Genomic DNA, 13,119 nt, shown 5'->3' on the forward strand with positions numbered 1-13,119 from the left:
CGGCGAAGGGGGCCCGGGGAACGTACGTTCCCCGGGCCCCCTTCCGCTGTGCGGGGACAGGCGCTGCGCGCGGGCGGCCCTCAGAGCCGCTCGACCGCCGCCGCCACCCGCTCGTCCGTCGCCGTGAACGCCACGCGGACATGGCGCTCGCCCGCCGGGCCGTAGAAGTCGCCCGGGGCCACGAGAATGCCGCGCTCCGCCAGATACGCCACCGTGTCCCAGCAGGACTCGTCGCGGGTCGCCCACAGGTACAGGCTCGCCTCGCTGTGCTCGATGCGGAAGCCGTGGCCGAGCAGGGCGTCACGCAGCGCGCTGCGGCGGGCCGCGTACCGCTCCCGCTGCTCGCGGACGTGCGCGTCGTCGCCGAGGGCCGCGACCACGGCGGCCTGGGTCGGCGCGGACGTCATCATGCCGCCGTGCTTGCGGATCTGCAGCAGCGGGCCGAGGACCGCCGGGTCGCCCGCGATGAAGGCCGCACGGTATCCCGCCAGGTTGGAGCGCTTGGACAGGGAGTGGACCGCGACGATGCCGTCGTACGAGCCGCCGCACACATCCGGGTGCAGCACGGAGACGGGGTCGGCCTCCCAGCCCAGCTCCAGGTAGCACTCGTCGGAGAGGACGAGGATCCCGTGCTCGCGGGCCCAGGCGACGATCCGGGTGAGTTCCTCCTTGGACAGGACGCGGCCGGTCGGGTTCGACGGCGAGTTCAGCCAGAGGAGCTTCAGGCCCTCGGGGTCCAGCTCCGTCGGGTCGTCGTACGCCACGTGCTCCGCGCGCGCGAGGCGGGCGCCCACCTCGTACGTCGGGTAGGCCAGACGCGGGAAGGCGACCTTGTCCCCCGGGCCGAGGCCCAGTTGGGTGGGGAGCCAGGCCACGAGCTCCTTGGAGCCGACGACGGGCAGCACGTGCCGGTGGGTCAGATCGCGGGCGCCGAGCCGCCGCCCCAGCCAGCCCGTGATCGCGTCGCGCAGCTCGGGGGTGCCCCAGACGGTCGGATAGCCCGGCGAGTCGGCCGCGGCCACCAGGGCTTTCTGGATCAGCTCGGGCACCGGGTCGACCGGGGTGCCGACGGACAGGTCGACGATGCCGCCCGGGTGAGCGGCGGCCGTCGCCTTGTAGGGCTCCAGCCTGTCCCAGGGAAAGACGGGAAGGCGGTCGGTGACTGCGGACACGGGTACTGGCTCACTTTCTCGTACGTACGTTCCACGGGTGCGGTGACCAGGAGTACGTACCTGTCGTACGGCGAACGCCTCGGTCCCGCACGGCGATCGGAGCGATCGGGCCGTACGGGACCGAGGCGGCGCGGATGAGGACCGCTCAGTGGCCCTGGCAGTGATCCTGCCTCAGCGGACCGCTCAGTGACCCTGGTTCATCGGGGGGAGCCCCGCGACGAACGGGTGGTCACGCTCGATCAGTCCCAGCTTGCTGGCGCCGCCGGGCGAGCCCAGCTCGTCGAAGAACTCGACGTTCGCCTTGTAGTAGTCCTTCCACTCCTCCGGAGTGTCGTCCTCGTAGAAGATCGCCTCGACCGGGCAGACCGGCTCACAGGCACCACAGTCGACGCATTCGTCCGGGTGGATGTAGAGGGACCGCTGGCCCTCATAGATGCAGTCGACCGGGCACTCCTCGATGCACGCCTTGTCCTTGACGTCGACACAAGGCTCTGCGATGACGTAGGTCACGCTGTCGTTCCTCCTCGATAGGGCGCTGGCGGGCCTCCTCAGGCTCCGCCGCCTGGCGCGCGGGAGCGCGGCGTCGTCGATGCCCGCACCTAGTATCTCCGTTCCTGGGCATGATCCGAACAGGAGGGGTGAACCGACCTGTGGAATTCTCTGTCGGCGGGCGACTCGAGGTCCGTATCAACGCCGCTGACGTGGGCAAACGCGTCTCGGTCCGACGGGTCGACGAGGCCGTCGGCGAGGGTGGGAAATTCACTGACACGGTGGGCGTTCTCACATCATGGGACAACGGTGTGCTGGTGATCACACGGCGCACCGGCGAGCAGGTGCGGATCGCGGAGTCGTCGCTGATCGCGGCCAAGGTCGTGCCCGCGGCTCCGGCCCGTCGGCGGGGGCCCGCCGCCTCGTACGCGGAGCTGGCGCGGGTGGCCGCGCGGGGCTGGCAGCCGGTGGAGCGGGAGCTGCTCGGGGAGTGGGAGCTGCGGGCCGCGTCCGGGTTCACGCGGCGCGCCAACTCCGTGCTGCCGGTGGGTGATCCGGGGCTGCCGCTGGACGAGGCGCTGGCGTACGTACGGGACTGGTACGCGGCCCGTGGGCTGCCCGCGTACGCGCAGCTCGCCACCGGTGGCGAGGGCACGCAGGAGCTGCTGTGCGCGGAACTGGAGCGGCGGGGCTGGAGCCGGGAGGTGACCGCCGAGCTGTGCACCGGCTCCCTGGCGCCGGTCGCCGACCGGGAGATCACCGGCCGGGTGGAGCTGTCGCGGACGGCGGACGCGGGGTGGCTCAGCCGCTACCAGCGCAAAGGCGTGAGCGAGGTCGCGCTGAAGGTGCTCGACAGCGGGCCCTCGGTGTGGTTCGCGACGGTGCCGGGCGCGGCGGGCGAGCCCCCGGCCGCGATCGGGCGCTGTGTCGTGGACGGCCGCTGGGCCGGGTTCGCGGCGGTCGAGGTGGCCCCGGAGCACCGACGGCGGGGGCTCGCCTCCGCCGTCATGGCGGCCCTCGCCCGCCGGGCCCTCGACGAGGGCGCCTCGGCGGCCTGGCTCCAGGTGGAGGCGCACAACGCCGGGGCGCGGGCGCTGTACGCGGGGATGGGCTTCGGAGCACACCACGCGTACCACCACTACCGCGGCCCGGACGTGTCCCGTGACGGCGTCTCCGGTACCGATCTGTCCCGTGTCGGCGTCTCCGGTGCCGACGCGTCGCATGTGGACGCCTTTCGTGCGGACGACTCCCCTGCGGACGCCGCCTCCGCCGAGACGTACCGATCGCCGTGACCGGGCACGAGGCTGCTATGCGGGCGCCCCAGCCACCGGAGCACGGGCGGGCCGCCGAGGTGCGGCGGCGGTTCGCCGAGGAGGCGCGCGCCGAGCGGCCGGACCTCGCGACGCTGTGCCTGCTGGTGGGGGCCGCGGGCGACGGGGCGCTGGCCGAGGACGGCATCGACGAGGCCCAGATCGAGCTCGACCGGCTGGCCGGACAGCTGCCGTTCCGCGCCGGCGATCCGCGTTCCTGGGCGCTCGCGCTGGCCGATCTGCTCGGCGGGCGCTGCGGGTTCCGCGGCTCGCCCGGCGACTACCAGCGGCTCCAGTCCTCGCTGCTGCACGAGGTGCTGCGGCGGCGGCGCGGGCTGCCCATCCTGCTGTCGGTGGTGTGGATGGAGGTCGCGCGGCGGGCCGGTGCGCCGGTGTACGGGGTCGCCCTGCCGGGGCACTTCGTGGTGGGCTTCGGACGGCCCACCCGTCGCCCGACCAGCACCCCTCAAGGAGCTTCACACAGTGATCTCTTCCAGGGCCAGGTGCTGGCCGACCCGTTCTCCGGGGGCCGCCTGCTGACCGGCGGGGACGCGGAGCTGCTGGTCGCGGGGGCCACGGGGGCGCCGCTCGATCCGTCGATGCTCACGCCCGCGGCGACGCTCGACGTGGTCCAGCGCATCCTGAACAACATCCGGGCGTGGGCGGCCGCGCGGCCGGAGCGGTCGGATGTGTCGCTGTGGGCGGTGGAGCTGTCGCTGCTGCTGCCCTCGCACCCGGCGCGGCTGCGCTACGAGCACGCCCAGCTGCTGGTCCAGCGCGGGGACTTCCTTCGGGGGGCCACGGAACTCGACGCGTACGCCGAGGTCGTCGCCGCGGTGGACCAGCCGGCGGCCGAGCGGGTACGGCGGCAGGCACGGGCGGCGCGGGCGATGCTGAACTGACGGCGGGAACGAGAGGGCAAGAGGAAGGGCAAGAAGGAAAAGGAAGGGGCACCCGGTGCGGAACCGGGTGCCCCTTCAGCGACTCACCGACGGGCCCGTCAGCTCGGGTCCGTCTCGATCACGCCCGTGCGCTCGGCCTCCGTCTTGCCCAGCAGGGCCGGGCGCAGCGCGCCGATCACGTCCTCCGGGGTCACCGCAGTCTGCTTGCCGTTGCCCCGGGTGATCAGGACGCCGTCGAAGGCGCCGCCGTACAGCTCCTTCAGGGCTTCCTTGTCGTAGTACTCGACGAGCTTGCCGTCCTGGGCCTTGACGCCGAGGAACTTCCACAGGGAGTTCTCCGGGCTGAACGGAACGACCACCGCGCCCGCCTTGACCGTGACGTTGCCGGACATCGCGGGCTCGGCGAACTCCTTCATCATGCGGTCGACCTCGGCCTTGGAGACCGACGGCTGCCGGGTGGTCGTCGGCACCTTCACGACCCCGGCCGTGCCGGTCTCGACCTGGGTGCGGTACGCCGCCTCGACGGCCTCGGTGGACGCGTCGACGTCGATGCCCTGCCCCGCCTTGCCGTACACGGCGACGGCCTTGCCGGACTCGAACTTGATCGTGCCCTCGCCCGCCGACACGGAGTCGCCCGCGGCGTCCTCCAGAGCGGCGTGCAGCTTCTCCTCGTCGACGGGCATGACGGGGTCGACGACGCGCTTCTGACCGAAGAGCGAGCCGACCACGGACACCGGGTTGTAGTCCGCGCCCGTGGCCGCGTCGACCGTGGCGTCGCTGTCGAGGAGAAGTCCCGCCTGGTCCGGCCGGAGCGACACCGTCTTGCCGTCGACCGACAGTTTCAGCGCCTTGCCGGTGCGGTCACCGAGGGCGTCGTCGAGCTTCTTGACGGCCTCGTCATGGGTACCGCCGCCGATGTCGACGCCGAGCACGGTGGTGCCCTTGGGCACGTCGGAGTGGTTCAGCAGCAGCCCGGCGCCGTACACGCCGGCCGCGACGACCACCAGGCCGCCGCCCAGGAGCACCAGCTTGCTGCGGCCCTTCTTCTTGGCCGGCTTGGCGGCGGCCGCCGGGGCCGGCGCCGGCTCCGGCTGCTTCGGCGGCGTGTGGGGCGCCGGTCCGTCGCCGTGCGTGCCCAGGCCGAGCCGCGCGTCCTGGGAACCGGGCGGAACGACCGGGATGCCGCTGGTGACGGTGTGTCCGGAGACGTTGTCACGGGGGCCGGGTCCGCCGGGTTCGGACACCGGGCGCTGCGGCGTGAGGATGGCGGTGTCGTCGCTGAGCCCGCCGCCCGGGCCGGGGTAGTCGCTGCCGGGGGTGGAGAAGTCGCTGCCGGGGCCGCCGAAGGGGTCGCCGCCCCGGCGGGCGGAGCCCGCGCCGGGTCCGCCGCCGTGGCCGTCCGTGCCGTTCTCCGTGTAGTACGGCTGATCGTCGTACGGCTGGTCGTCGTGCCCTGCCGCACCACCGTCGGACGCGGTGACCGGCCGGGGGACGCTGCCCGTCAGCGCGGCCGAGACGTCGAAGGAACCGGTGCCGCCGCCGTGTCCGGGTGCCACGGGCCCGGCGCCGGTGGCACCGGGCAGCTTGGCGCCGTTCGTCCCGCCGGGCCGGGAACCACCGAGACCACCGGGACCACCGGCCCGGGCAGCGCCCGGGGCGCCGAACGGATTCGCTCCCGCTCCGCCGGTTCCCCTCGCTCCGCCGGAGCCGTTGCTTCCCTTCGCGCCGTGCTGACCGGCGCCACCCGCGCCGAGCGCGCGGCCCGCACCGCCCGTGCGGCGGGGAAGCGGCGCGTTACCGGAAGCACCCGGCGTGCCCGCGCCACCCTGCGGCCCGGGCACGCCCGTACCGCCGGGCACGCCCGTACCGCCGGGGACGACCGAACCGCCGGGGGCACCCGCCCCGTTGCCGGCACCGGCGCCCGGACCGCCCTTGGCCGTCGCGGGCTTGCGCGGCGCGAACCAGTCGCTGGCCTTCTCCTCGGCGGGCTCCGGTGCGGCGGACGCGGCCGGTGCGGCCGGAGCGGCGGACGCGGCCGGGGAGACCTCGTCCACCACGGGCATGCTCGTCGTGCCCGTGGTCTCCGCATCGCCGCCCGTCTCGTCCGCCGGGGCCTCGCTCTCCGCGACCGGCTTGCGCACGACGACCGGCGGTATGGGGCGCGACCCGGGGATGTTGATACGGACGCGGGTCGTCAGCGTCGTCTCGGTCTTGCGCTCGTCCGGCTGCGTTCCCGTCGTCGGACGGTCCGCGTCGGCAGCGCCACCGGGAGCCGTGGAGGTTCCGTACGGCGGCGTCCCCGACGGGTATGCGGCTCCACCGCGCCCGTTGGACCCGGAGGACGAAGTGTCAGTTTCACGACTCAAGGCAGGTTCTCCCGATTGGCTCCGCCGCCCGTGGCGACCTCACAGCTTGGGGTCCCCCCTCCTCGAACATGGTCGAGCGTGCGGGGGAGGCTCGGCGGCGCGCACCACGATACTGGCCGCTTCTGGTGCTTATCCCATGACCGCTGGCGAAACCCGCACGGGACCCGCACCTGTGTTCCGCGGCGAAGCAGTACGTCACTTCCCAAGTCGGACACCGGGGCCCGCGGGTTGCCGCCTCGATCCCAAGGTGGCACAGATCACAGCCACCGCCATCCCGCCGAGCAGGAAGAGGTACGAGACGGCTCCCGCACCGAAGAGGAAGTCGCCCTCCGGACGGCTCGCGGTGAGCAGGATGACGGCGACCATCCAGCCGGCCGCGGGCGCCACGACTCCCGCCCGGGTGCCCGTCGCGTGCGCCCCGCCCAGGAAGACCCCGGCCGCGCCCAGCAGCGCGAGCAGCAACCCGCCCGGGAACCAGGCGGCTTGCACCAGTGCCCCGGCCAGCGCGATGACGGCGCCCAGCAGGAAGATCCCCACGTAGGCGGCGGCCCGGCCGGCCGGGGGCATCGTCAACGGCTGGGCGAGGGCGCTGCCCTGCCCGCCCGGGGCCCCGCCCGGGGTCTGCTTGCCCGTCGCCTTCACCGAGGATCCGCCTTCCGTGCACCGGCCGTTCGTGTCGCGTGTCCGTCATACAGTGTCGTACGCATCAGAGGCCCGCTCCGTTCTGCGCGGCGCCGGAACCGGCGGTCTCCTGGATGCCCTCGGCACCCTCGATGTCCTCGATGCCCTCGAACAGGTCGGTCTCCCGGCCGTCCCGGCCGCCCCCTGCGCGCCGTCCCCGCACCAGTTCGTAGTACTCGGTGGTGAAGAGGGGCTGTGCCAGGTCGTTGGAGAGCACGAAGTACGGTTCGGCGACCGTGATCTGGGTGGCGTGCGCCCGCATGGCGGCGGCCTTGGCGGCGGCGTGGGCGGTGCCGTCGATCTCGGTGGTGACGACCTCGTCGTCGACGACGCCGGGGACGTCGGTGACGGCGGCGGACTCGGTGAAGGGCAGCCGGCCGGGTTCGGCCAGGTCCTCGCGCAGCCGGGCGAAGCCCGCCACGGCCACCGAGCGCGGTACCCGGTTCCAGTAGACCTTGGCGATGTGCCAGGGCTCGCCCGTCTCCGTGGCCTCCGTGCGGAAGCCCGGGTCGGCGGCGAGATCGGCGGCGCGCATGGCGACGCGGTGGGCCTGGATGTGGTCCGGGTGACCGTAGCCGCCGTTCGGGTCGTAGGTGACGAGCACCTGGGGCCGGACCTCGCGGATCACCGCGACGAGATGGGCGGCGGCCTCGTCGAGGTCCGCGGCCCAGAAGGCGCCCGGGCGGTCGTTCTGCTCGGCGCCCATCATCCCGGAGTCGCGGTAGCGGCCCGGGCCGCCGAGGAACCGGTGGTCGGTGACCCCGAGCGCCTTCATGGCCTCGGCCAGCTCGCCCACCCGGTACGGCCCGAGCGCGTCGTCGCGGTCGGGTGCGAGATGGGCCAGGCGGGGCGGGATGACCTCGCCCTCCTCGCCGAGGGTGCAGGTCACCAGCGTCACGCGGGCACCCTCGGCCGCGTACTTGGCCATGGTGGCGCCGTTGTTGATCGACTCGTCGTCCGGGTGGGCGTGCACCAGGAGCAGACGCCGGGGCAGATCACTCATGCGCCCACCCTACGAGGCGCACGCCCGAGCCCACGCGAGGGCACAGGAAGCGAGCGGGAACGGGAGGGCGGCGGGAACAGGGAGCCGACGGGAACAGGGAGCCGATGGTGACAGGACGGCGCGGGACCGCCGGGTCAGAACTTGATGCTGCCGATCATGCCCGCGATGTTGGTCGTCAGTTCGCTGATGGTCGGGGCTATCGAGGAGGCGGCGAGGTAGAAGCCGAGCAGGATGCACACGACGGCATGGGCTGCCTTCAGGCCTGACTTCTTGATCAGGATGAAGACGATGATCGCCAGCAGCACCACCGCCGAAATCGAGAGTGCCACGGCGGCTCACCTCCAAAATCCCGGGGACACGGGGAGCAGAGCTAGGGACGCGCAAATCCGTACAACGGCCAGCAGGTTGATACCCACGCAGCGGTAGTGATCATAACTATCCATACGCGCGCATCGATCGGCGCACGGCCGCACAAGGGGGCGCATGGCCAATATGGTCAGGGCATGACGACCGAGCCCGATTCCTTCCCCCGCCGGCACGCCCGCACCCAGCGGTTCACCCTCGGCGCGCCGCGTTCGTTCACCATCTCCCCCGACGGTTCCCGTGTCGTGTTCCTGCGGTCGGCCTCCGGCACCGACCGGGCCGGCAAGCTGTGGGTGCTCGATCCCGCGGACGGCACGGAACGGGTCGCCGCCGATCCGCCGGCCCTCCTGCGCGGCGCCGTGGAGCAGCTGTCCGCCGCGGAGCGGGCGCGCCGCGAGCGCAGCCGCGAGGGCGGGGCGGGCATCGTCGGCTACGCCACCGACGCGGCCGTCGAGCTCGCCTCTTTCGCGTTGTCGGGGCGGCTTTTCGTGGCGGAGCTGCGGGCCGGCACCGCCCGGGAGCTCCCGGTGCCCGGGCCCGTGATCGACCCCCGCCCCTCCCCCGACGGGCGGCACGTCGCGTACGTCGCCGGGGGCGCCCTGCGCGTCGTCGGCGCGGAGGGTGAGGGCGACCGCGCGCTGCTGGAGCCCGACGCGGAGGGGGTGACGTACGGGCTGGCCGAGTTCGTCGCCGCCGAGGAGATGGACCGTTCGCGGGGGCACTGGTGGTCGCCGGAGGGGGACCGGCTGCTGGTCGCGCGCGTGGACGACACGCCGGTGAAGCGCTGGTGGATCTCCGATCCGGCGCATCCGGACCGGGAGCCCGCCCGCGTCGCGTACCCGGCGGCGGGCACGGACAACGCGGACGTACGGCTGTTCGTCGCGGGCCTCGACGAGCAGCGCACGGAGGTGGTGTGGGACCGGACGCGGTACCCGTATCTGGCACGTGTGCACTGGTCAGCGGCGGGTGCGCCGCTCGTTCTCGTCCAGGCGCGGGACCAGCGCAGCCAGCTGTACCTGGCGGTGGACCCGGACTCGGGGGCGACCCGGATGGTGCACGCCGACGAAGATCTACATTGGCTTGATCTGTTCCCCGGTGTACCGGTCTGGACGCCCTCCGGGCAGCTCGTGCGGATCGCCGACGAGGGCGGTGCCCGGGTGCTCGCGGTGGGCGAGCGGCCGCTGACGGGGCCCCAGCTGCATGTGCGCGCGGTGCTCGACGTGACGGACGACGACGTGCTGATCTCGGCGTCGGCCGGCGAGGCGGCGGCCGGCCCGGAGATCGGCGAGGTGCACGTGTACCGCGTGAACGAGCTGGGCGTGGAGCGCGTGTCGCAGGAGCCCGGGGTGCACTCGGCGGTGCGCGCGGGCGGTGTGACGGTGCTGTCCTCGGCGGTCCTGGACATGCCGGGCACCCGGGTGCAGGTGCTCAGGGGCGGCAAGCCGGCGGCGACCGTCGCCTCGTATGCCGAACATCCCGGGCTGTCCCCGCGCGTCACCCTCACCCAAGGGGGCGCACGCCGCATCCCGTGCGCCGTGCTGATGCCAACGGACTACCGCGGTGACGCCCCCCTGCCCGTGCTCATGGATCCCTACGGCGGGCCGCACGGCCAGCGGGTGGTCGCCGCGCACCATCCGCATCTCACGTCGCAGTGGTTCGCGGACCAGGGCTTCGCGGTGATCGTCGCGGACGGGCGGGGCACGCCGGGCCGCTCCCCCGCGTGGGAGAAGGCGATCAAGGACGACATCGCAGCGGTCGTGCTCCAGGACCAGGTCGACGCCCTGCACGCGCTGGCCGCCGACTTCCCGCTGGACCTCGGGCGGGTCGCGATCCGCGGCTGGTCCTTCGGCGGCTATCTGGCGGGGCTCGCGGTGCTGCGCCGCCCCGATGTCTTCCACGCCGGGATCGTCGGCGCGCCGGTCACCGATCTGCGCCTGTACGACACGCACTACCAGGAGCGCTACCTCGGGCACCCCGGCGAGCAGCCGGAGGTGTACTCCAGGAACTCACTGATCGACGACGGGGGGCTGGTGGGGGCCGTCGAGCCGGCCCGCCCGACGATGGTGATCCACGGTCTGGCGGACGACAACGTCGTGGTCGCGCACTCACTGCGGCTCTCCTCGGCCCTGCTGGCCGCGGGCCGCCCCCACGAGGTGCTCCCCCTGTCCGGCGTCACCCACATGACCCCGCAGGAGACGGTCGCGGAGAACCTGCTGCTGCTCCAGCTGGACTTCCTCCGGCGCGCCCTGAAGCTCTGAGCACGAGGTCAGGAGCTGGAGGAACGGCAACAGGCCGGGGTGACATGGCGCACCCCGGCCTGTTCACGGCACCCGCACGGCCGTACGCTGTTCAGCTTCGTCTGTCCGTATATCGGGACCGGGTCGGCTGAGTTGCTTTCGCGTTAACGCAGTTGGTGAGCGTGTGCCGGGTTGATGAGGGCCTCGATCGCTGCCAGCATCGCCGCCGCCGCAGTGATCCATTCGGGGCTCAGCCCGGCGCACGCCGTCACGATCACCGTGATCGTGACGATGACGACGAGCCTGTGCCCCCCGTTCGCGCCGTGTGTCCGGTCCCCTCCGAGGGCATGCACACACTGGGGTACGGTCATCCGTATCACCTTCCAGGTTTCCTGGGAGCGGGCCTTCAGCGCGGTGTTGGTTGGGAAGCCGATCGCGCTGGGGGCCCTTTTCCTTGCCGGAGCTCCGGAGTTCCACCCCGGTCATACTTCTGACCATAACGATCCGTAGGCACGCATCGATCGGCGCACGACCGCACGAGGGGGCGCATGGCCGAGAGCCCCTGGGGAGCACGTCGACGGGGCTCAGCCCGCGCTCTGCTCCGGCGGCACCACCCGTCTCTCCTCCGCGAAGTGGCACGCCGAGTCGTGCGCCGCGGGGCCCGTGGCGGTGCGGAACTCCTCGGGCACGGCCAGCGGCGGTACCTCCAGGGCGCACCGCTCCCGCGCCTTCCAGCAGCGGGTGCGGAAGCGGCAGCCGGAGGGGATGTCCGTCGGGGACGGCACATCCCCGGAGAGGATGATCCGGTCCCGGTGCTCCCGCGCCTCGGGGTCGGGCACGGGCACCGCCGACAGCAGGGCCTGGGTGTAGGGGTGCGTCGGGTGGTCGTAGATCTCGGTCTCGGTGCCGATCTCCACGATCTTCCCGAGGTACATCACCCCCACCCGGTCGGAGATGTGCCGAACCACCGACAGGTCGTGCGCGATGAAGACGTAGCTCAGGTCGAACTCGTCCTGGAGCCGCTCCATCAGGTTGATCACCTGGGCCTGCACGGACACGTCGAGCGCGGAGACCGGCTCGTCGGCGACGATGATCCCGGGCCGGAGCGCGAGACCCCGCGCGATGCCGATGCGCTGGCGCTGGCCGCCGGAGAACTGGTGCGGATAGCGGTTGACGTGCTCGGGGTTGAGCCCGACCACCTCCAGCAGCTCCCGGACCCGGCGGCGCCGGTCGCCTTTCGGTGCCGCCTCGGGGTGGATCTCGTACGGCTCCCCGACGATGTCGCCCACGGTCATCCGGGGGTTGAGGGAGGTGTACGGGTCCTGGAAGACCATCTGGATGTCGCGCCGCACCGCCTTCAGCGCCCGTCCCGACAGCCCGGTGATGTCCTCGCCCCGGTAGCGGATCGTCCCCTGGGTCGGCCGTTCCAGCTGGACGAGCAGCCGGGCGAGCGTGGACTTGCCGCAGCCGGACTCGCCGACGATGCCGAGGGTCTCGCCCTTGAGCAGCGTGAAGTCGACCCCGTCGACGGCCCGGACGGCGCCGACCTGCTTCCTGAACAGGACGCCCTGGGTGAGCGGGTAGTGCTTGACCAGGCCGCCGACCTCGAGCACCGGCTCAGCCATCCAGGCACTCCCTCCAGAAGTGGCACGCGCTTCTGCGGTCGCCGGGGACCTCGTACAAGGGCGGTACGTCGGTGCGGCACACGTCACGGGCCATCGGGCAGCGGGGGTGGAAGGCGCAGCCGCTCGGGATGTCGAGGAGGCTGGGCGGCAGGCCCTTGATCGCGTACAGCTCCTGGCCCTTCTGGTCCAGGCGCGGGACGGACTCCAGCAGGCCTCGCGTGTAGGGGTGGGCCGGCGCCTTGTAGATGTCGTGCACGGGCGCCGTCTCGATGATGCGGCCCGCGTACATCACCGCGATCCGGTCGGCGACGTCGGCGACGACGCCGAGGTCGTGGGTGATGAGGACGAGGCCCATGTCGTACTCGCGCTGGAGCTCCGCGAGCAGGTCCATCACCTGGGCCTGGACCGTCACGTCGAGCGCCGTCGTCGGTTCGTCGGCGATGATCAGCGAGGGTTCCAGCGCCAGCGCCATCGCGATCATGATGCGCTGGCGCATCCCGCCGGAGAACTGGTGCGGATAGTCCCGTACGCGCTGGGCGGCGGCCGGGATGCGGACCCGGTCCATCAGCTCGATCGCCCTGGCCCGCGCCTCCTTCCGGGACGTGCCGCGGTGGACCGTGAACATCTCGCCGAGCTGGTCGCCCACGGTCAGCACGGGGTTGAGCGCCGACAGGGCGTCCTGGAAGATCATCGCCATTCCGGCGCCGCGGATCTTCCGGCGTTCCTCTTCCTTCAGTTTCAGCAGGTCACGGCCGTGGAAGAGGACCTCCCCGCCGGTGATCCGGCCCGGTGGCATGTCGAGGATGCCCATGATCGCCTGCGCGGTCACCGACTTGCCGGAGCCGGATTCGCCGAGCACCGCGAGGGTCTGCCCCGCGGCGACGGAGTAGTCGACCCCGTTGACGGCATGGGCGACCCCGTCCCGGGTGCGGAACTCCACGTGCAGGTCACGCACTTCGAGCAGCATGGCG

The 13,119-nt window shown here is 72.7% G+C and carries 12 protein-coding genes; 3 read left to right on the plus strand and 9 right to left on the minus strand.

All coding sequences use genetic code 11. From position 1 onward, the window contains the following. Positions 1–80 precede the first annotated feature (80 nt). Both IE242_RS02645 and fdxA read right to left on the minus strand, forming a co-directional pair. Positions 81–1,172, minus strand: coding sequence for a bifunctional succinyldiaminopimelate transaminase/glutamate-prephenate aminotransferase (locus IE242_RS02645; protein ID WP_189854854.1), 1,092 nt, complete (start codon positions 1,170–1,172; stop codon positions 81–83). A gap of 183 nt (positions 1,173–1,355) precedes the next feature. Then, positions 1,356–1,682, minus strand: a complete 327-nt coding sequence (fdxA, locus tag IE242_RS02650; protein WP_030574877.1) for a ferredoxin — start codon at positions 1,680–1,682, stop codon at positions 1,356–1,358. Positions 1,683–1,822: 140 nt separating this feature from the next. On the opposite strand from fdxA, the gene IE242_RS02655 reads away from it, so the two are divergent. Both IE242_RS02655 and IE242_RS02660 read left to right on the plus strand, forming a co-directional pair. Continuing rightward, positions 1,823–2,953, plus strand: coding sequence for a GNAT family N-acetyltransferase (locus tag IE242_RS02655; protein WP_189854856.1), 1,131 nt, complete (start codon positions 1,823–1,825; stop codon positions 2,951–2,953). 17 nt (positions 2,954–2,970) lie between these two features. Further along, on the plus strand, positions 2,971–3,873 hold the full coding sequence (locus IE242_RS02660) for a transglutaminase-like and tetratricopeptide repeat-containing protein (protein ID WP_189854858.1): 903 nt from the start codon (positions 2,971–2,973) through the stop codon (positions 3,871–3,873). 98 nt (positions 3,874–3,971) lie between these two features. Here IE242_RS02660 and IE242_RS02665 read toward each other — a convergent pair whose 3' ends face one another. From IE242_RS02665 to IE242_RS02680, 4 genes are all read right to left on the minus strand, one after another. Beyond that, positions 3,972–6,239, minus strand: a complete 2,268-nt coding sequence (locus tag IE242_RS02665) for a hypothetical protein (RefSeq protein WP_189854860.1) — start codon at positions 6,237–6,239, stop codon at positions 3,972–3,974. Between the two features lie 195 nt (positions 6,240–6,434). Beyond that, entirely contained in the window at positions 6,435–6,806 is a 372-nt protein-coding gene (locus IE242_RS02670) for a DUF6113 family protein (protein ID WP_189856334.1), read from the minus strand. Positions 6,807–6,945: 139 nt separating this feature from the next. Further along, complete coding sequence (mshB, locus tag IE242_RS02675; protein ID WP_189854862.1) at positions 6,946–7,923, minus strand: N-acetyl-1-D-myo-inositol-2-amino-2-deoxy-alpha-D-glucopyranoside deacetylase; 978 nt, start codon at positions 7,921–7,923, stop codon at positions 6,946–6,948. Positions 7,924–8,057: 134 nt separating this feature from the next. Further along, positions 8,058–8,252: a hypothetical protein gene (locus tag IE242_RS02680; RefSeq protein WP_189854863.1), complete on the minus strand. Its 195-nt coding sequence runs from the start codon at positions 8,250–8,252 to the stop codon at positions 8,058–8,060. Between the two features lie 174 nt (positions 8,253–8,426). Here IE242_RS02680 and IE242_RS02685 point away from each other — a divergent pair, with 174 nt between their 5' ends. Further along, positions 8,427–10,544, plus strand: a complete 2,118-nt coding sequence (locus IE242_RS02685) for a prolyl oligopeptidase family serine peptidase (RefSeq protein WP_189854864.1) — start codon at positions 8,427–8,429, stop codon at positions 10,542–10,544. A 143-nt stretch (positions 10,545–10,687) separates the two neighbouring features. Here the strand turns inward: IE242_RS02685 and IE242_RS02690 are convergent, their stop codons facing one another. The 3 genes from IE242_RS02690 to IE242_RS02700 form a co-directional block, all read right to left on the minus strand. Continuing rightward, positions 10,688–10,894 (minus strand): hypothetical protein, encoded by a 207-nt coding sequence (locus IE242_RS02690; RefSeq protein WP_189854865.1) that lies wholly within the window; start codon positions 10,892–10,894, stop codon positions 10,688–10,690. Between the two features lie 213 nt (positions 10,895–11,107). Further along, positions 11,108–12,148, minus strand: a complete 1,041-nt coding sequence (locus IE242_RS02695) for an ABC transporter ATP-binding protein (RefSeq protein ID WP_189854866.1) — start codon at positions 12,146–12,148, stop codon at positions 11,108–11,110. Beyond that, positions 12,141–13,115, minus strand: coding sequence for an ABC transporter ATP-binding protein (locus tag IE242_RS02700; protein WP_189854867.1), 975 nt, complete (start codon positions 13,113–13,115; stop codon positions 12,141–12,143). The genes IE242_RS02695 and IE242_RS02700 overlap by 8 nt, the downstream gene beginning before the upstream one ends. Between the last annotated feature and the right edge of the window lie 4 nt (positions 13,116–13,119).

The organism is Streptomyces poonensis, from assembly GCF_014650915.1.
GTDB classification, from domain to species: Bacteria; Actinomycetota; Actinomycetes; order Streptomycetales; family Streptomycetaceae; genus Streptomyces; species Streptomyces poonensis.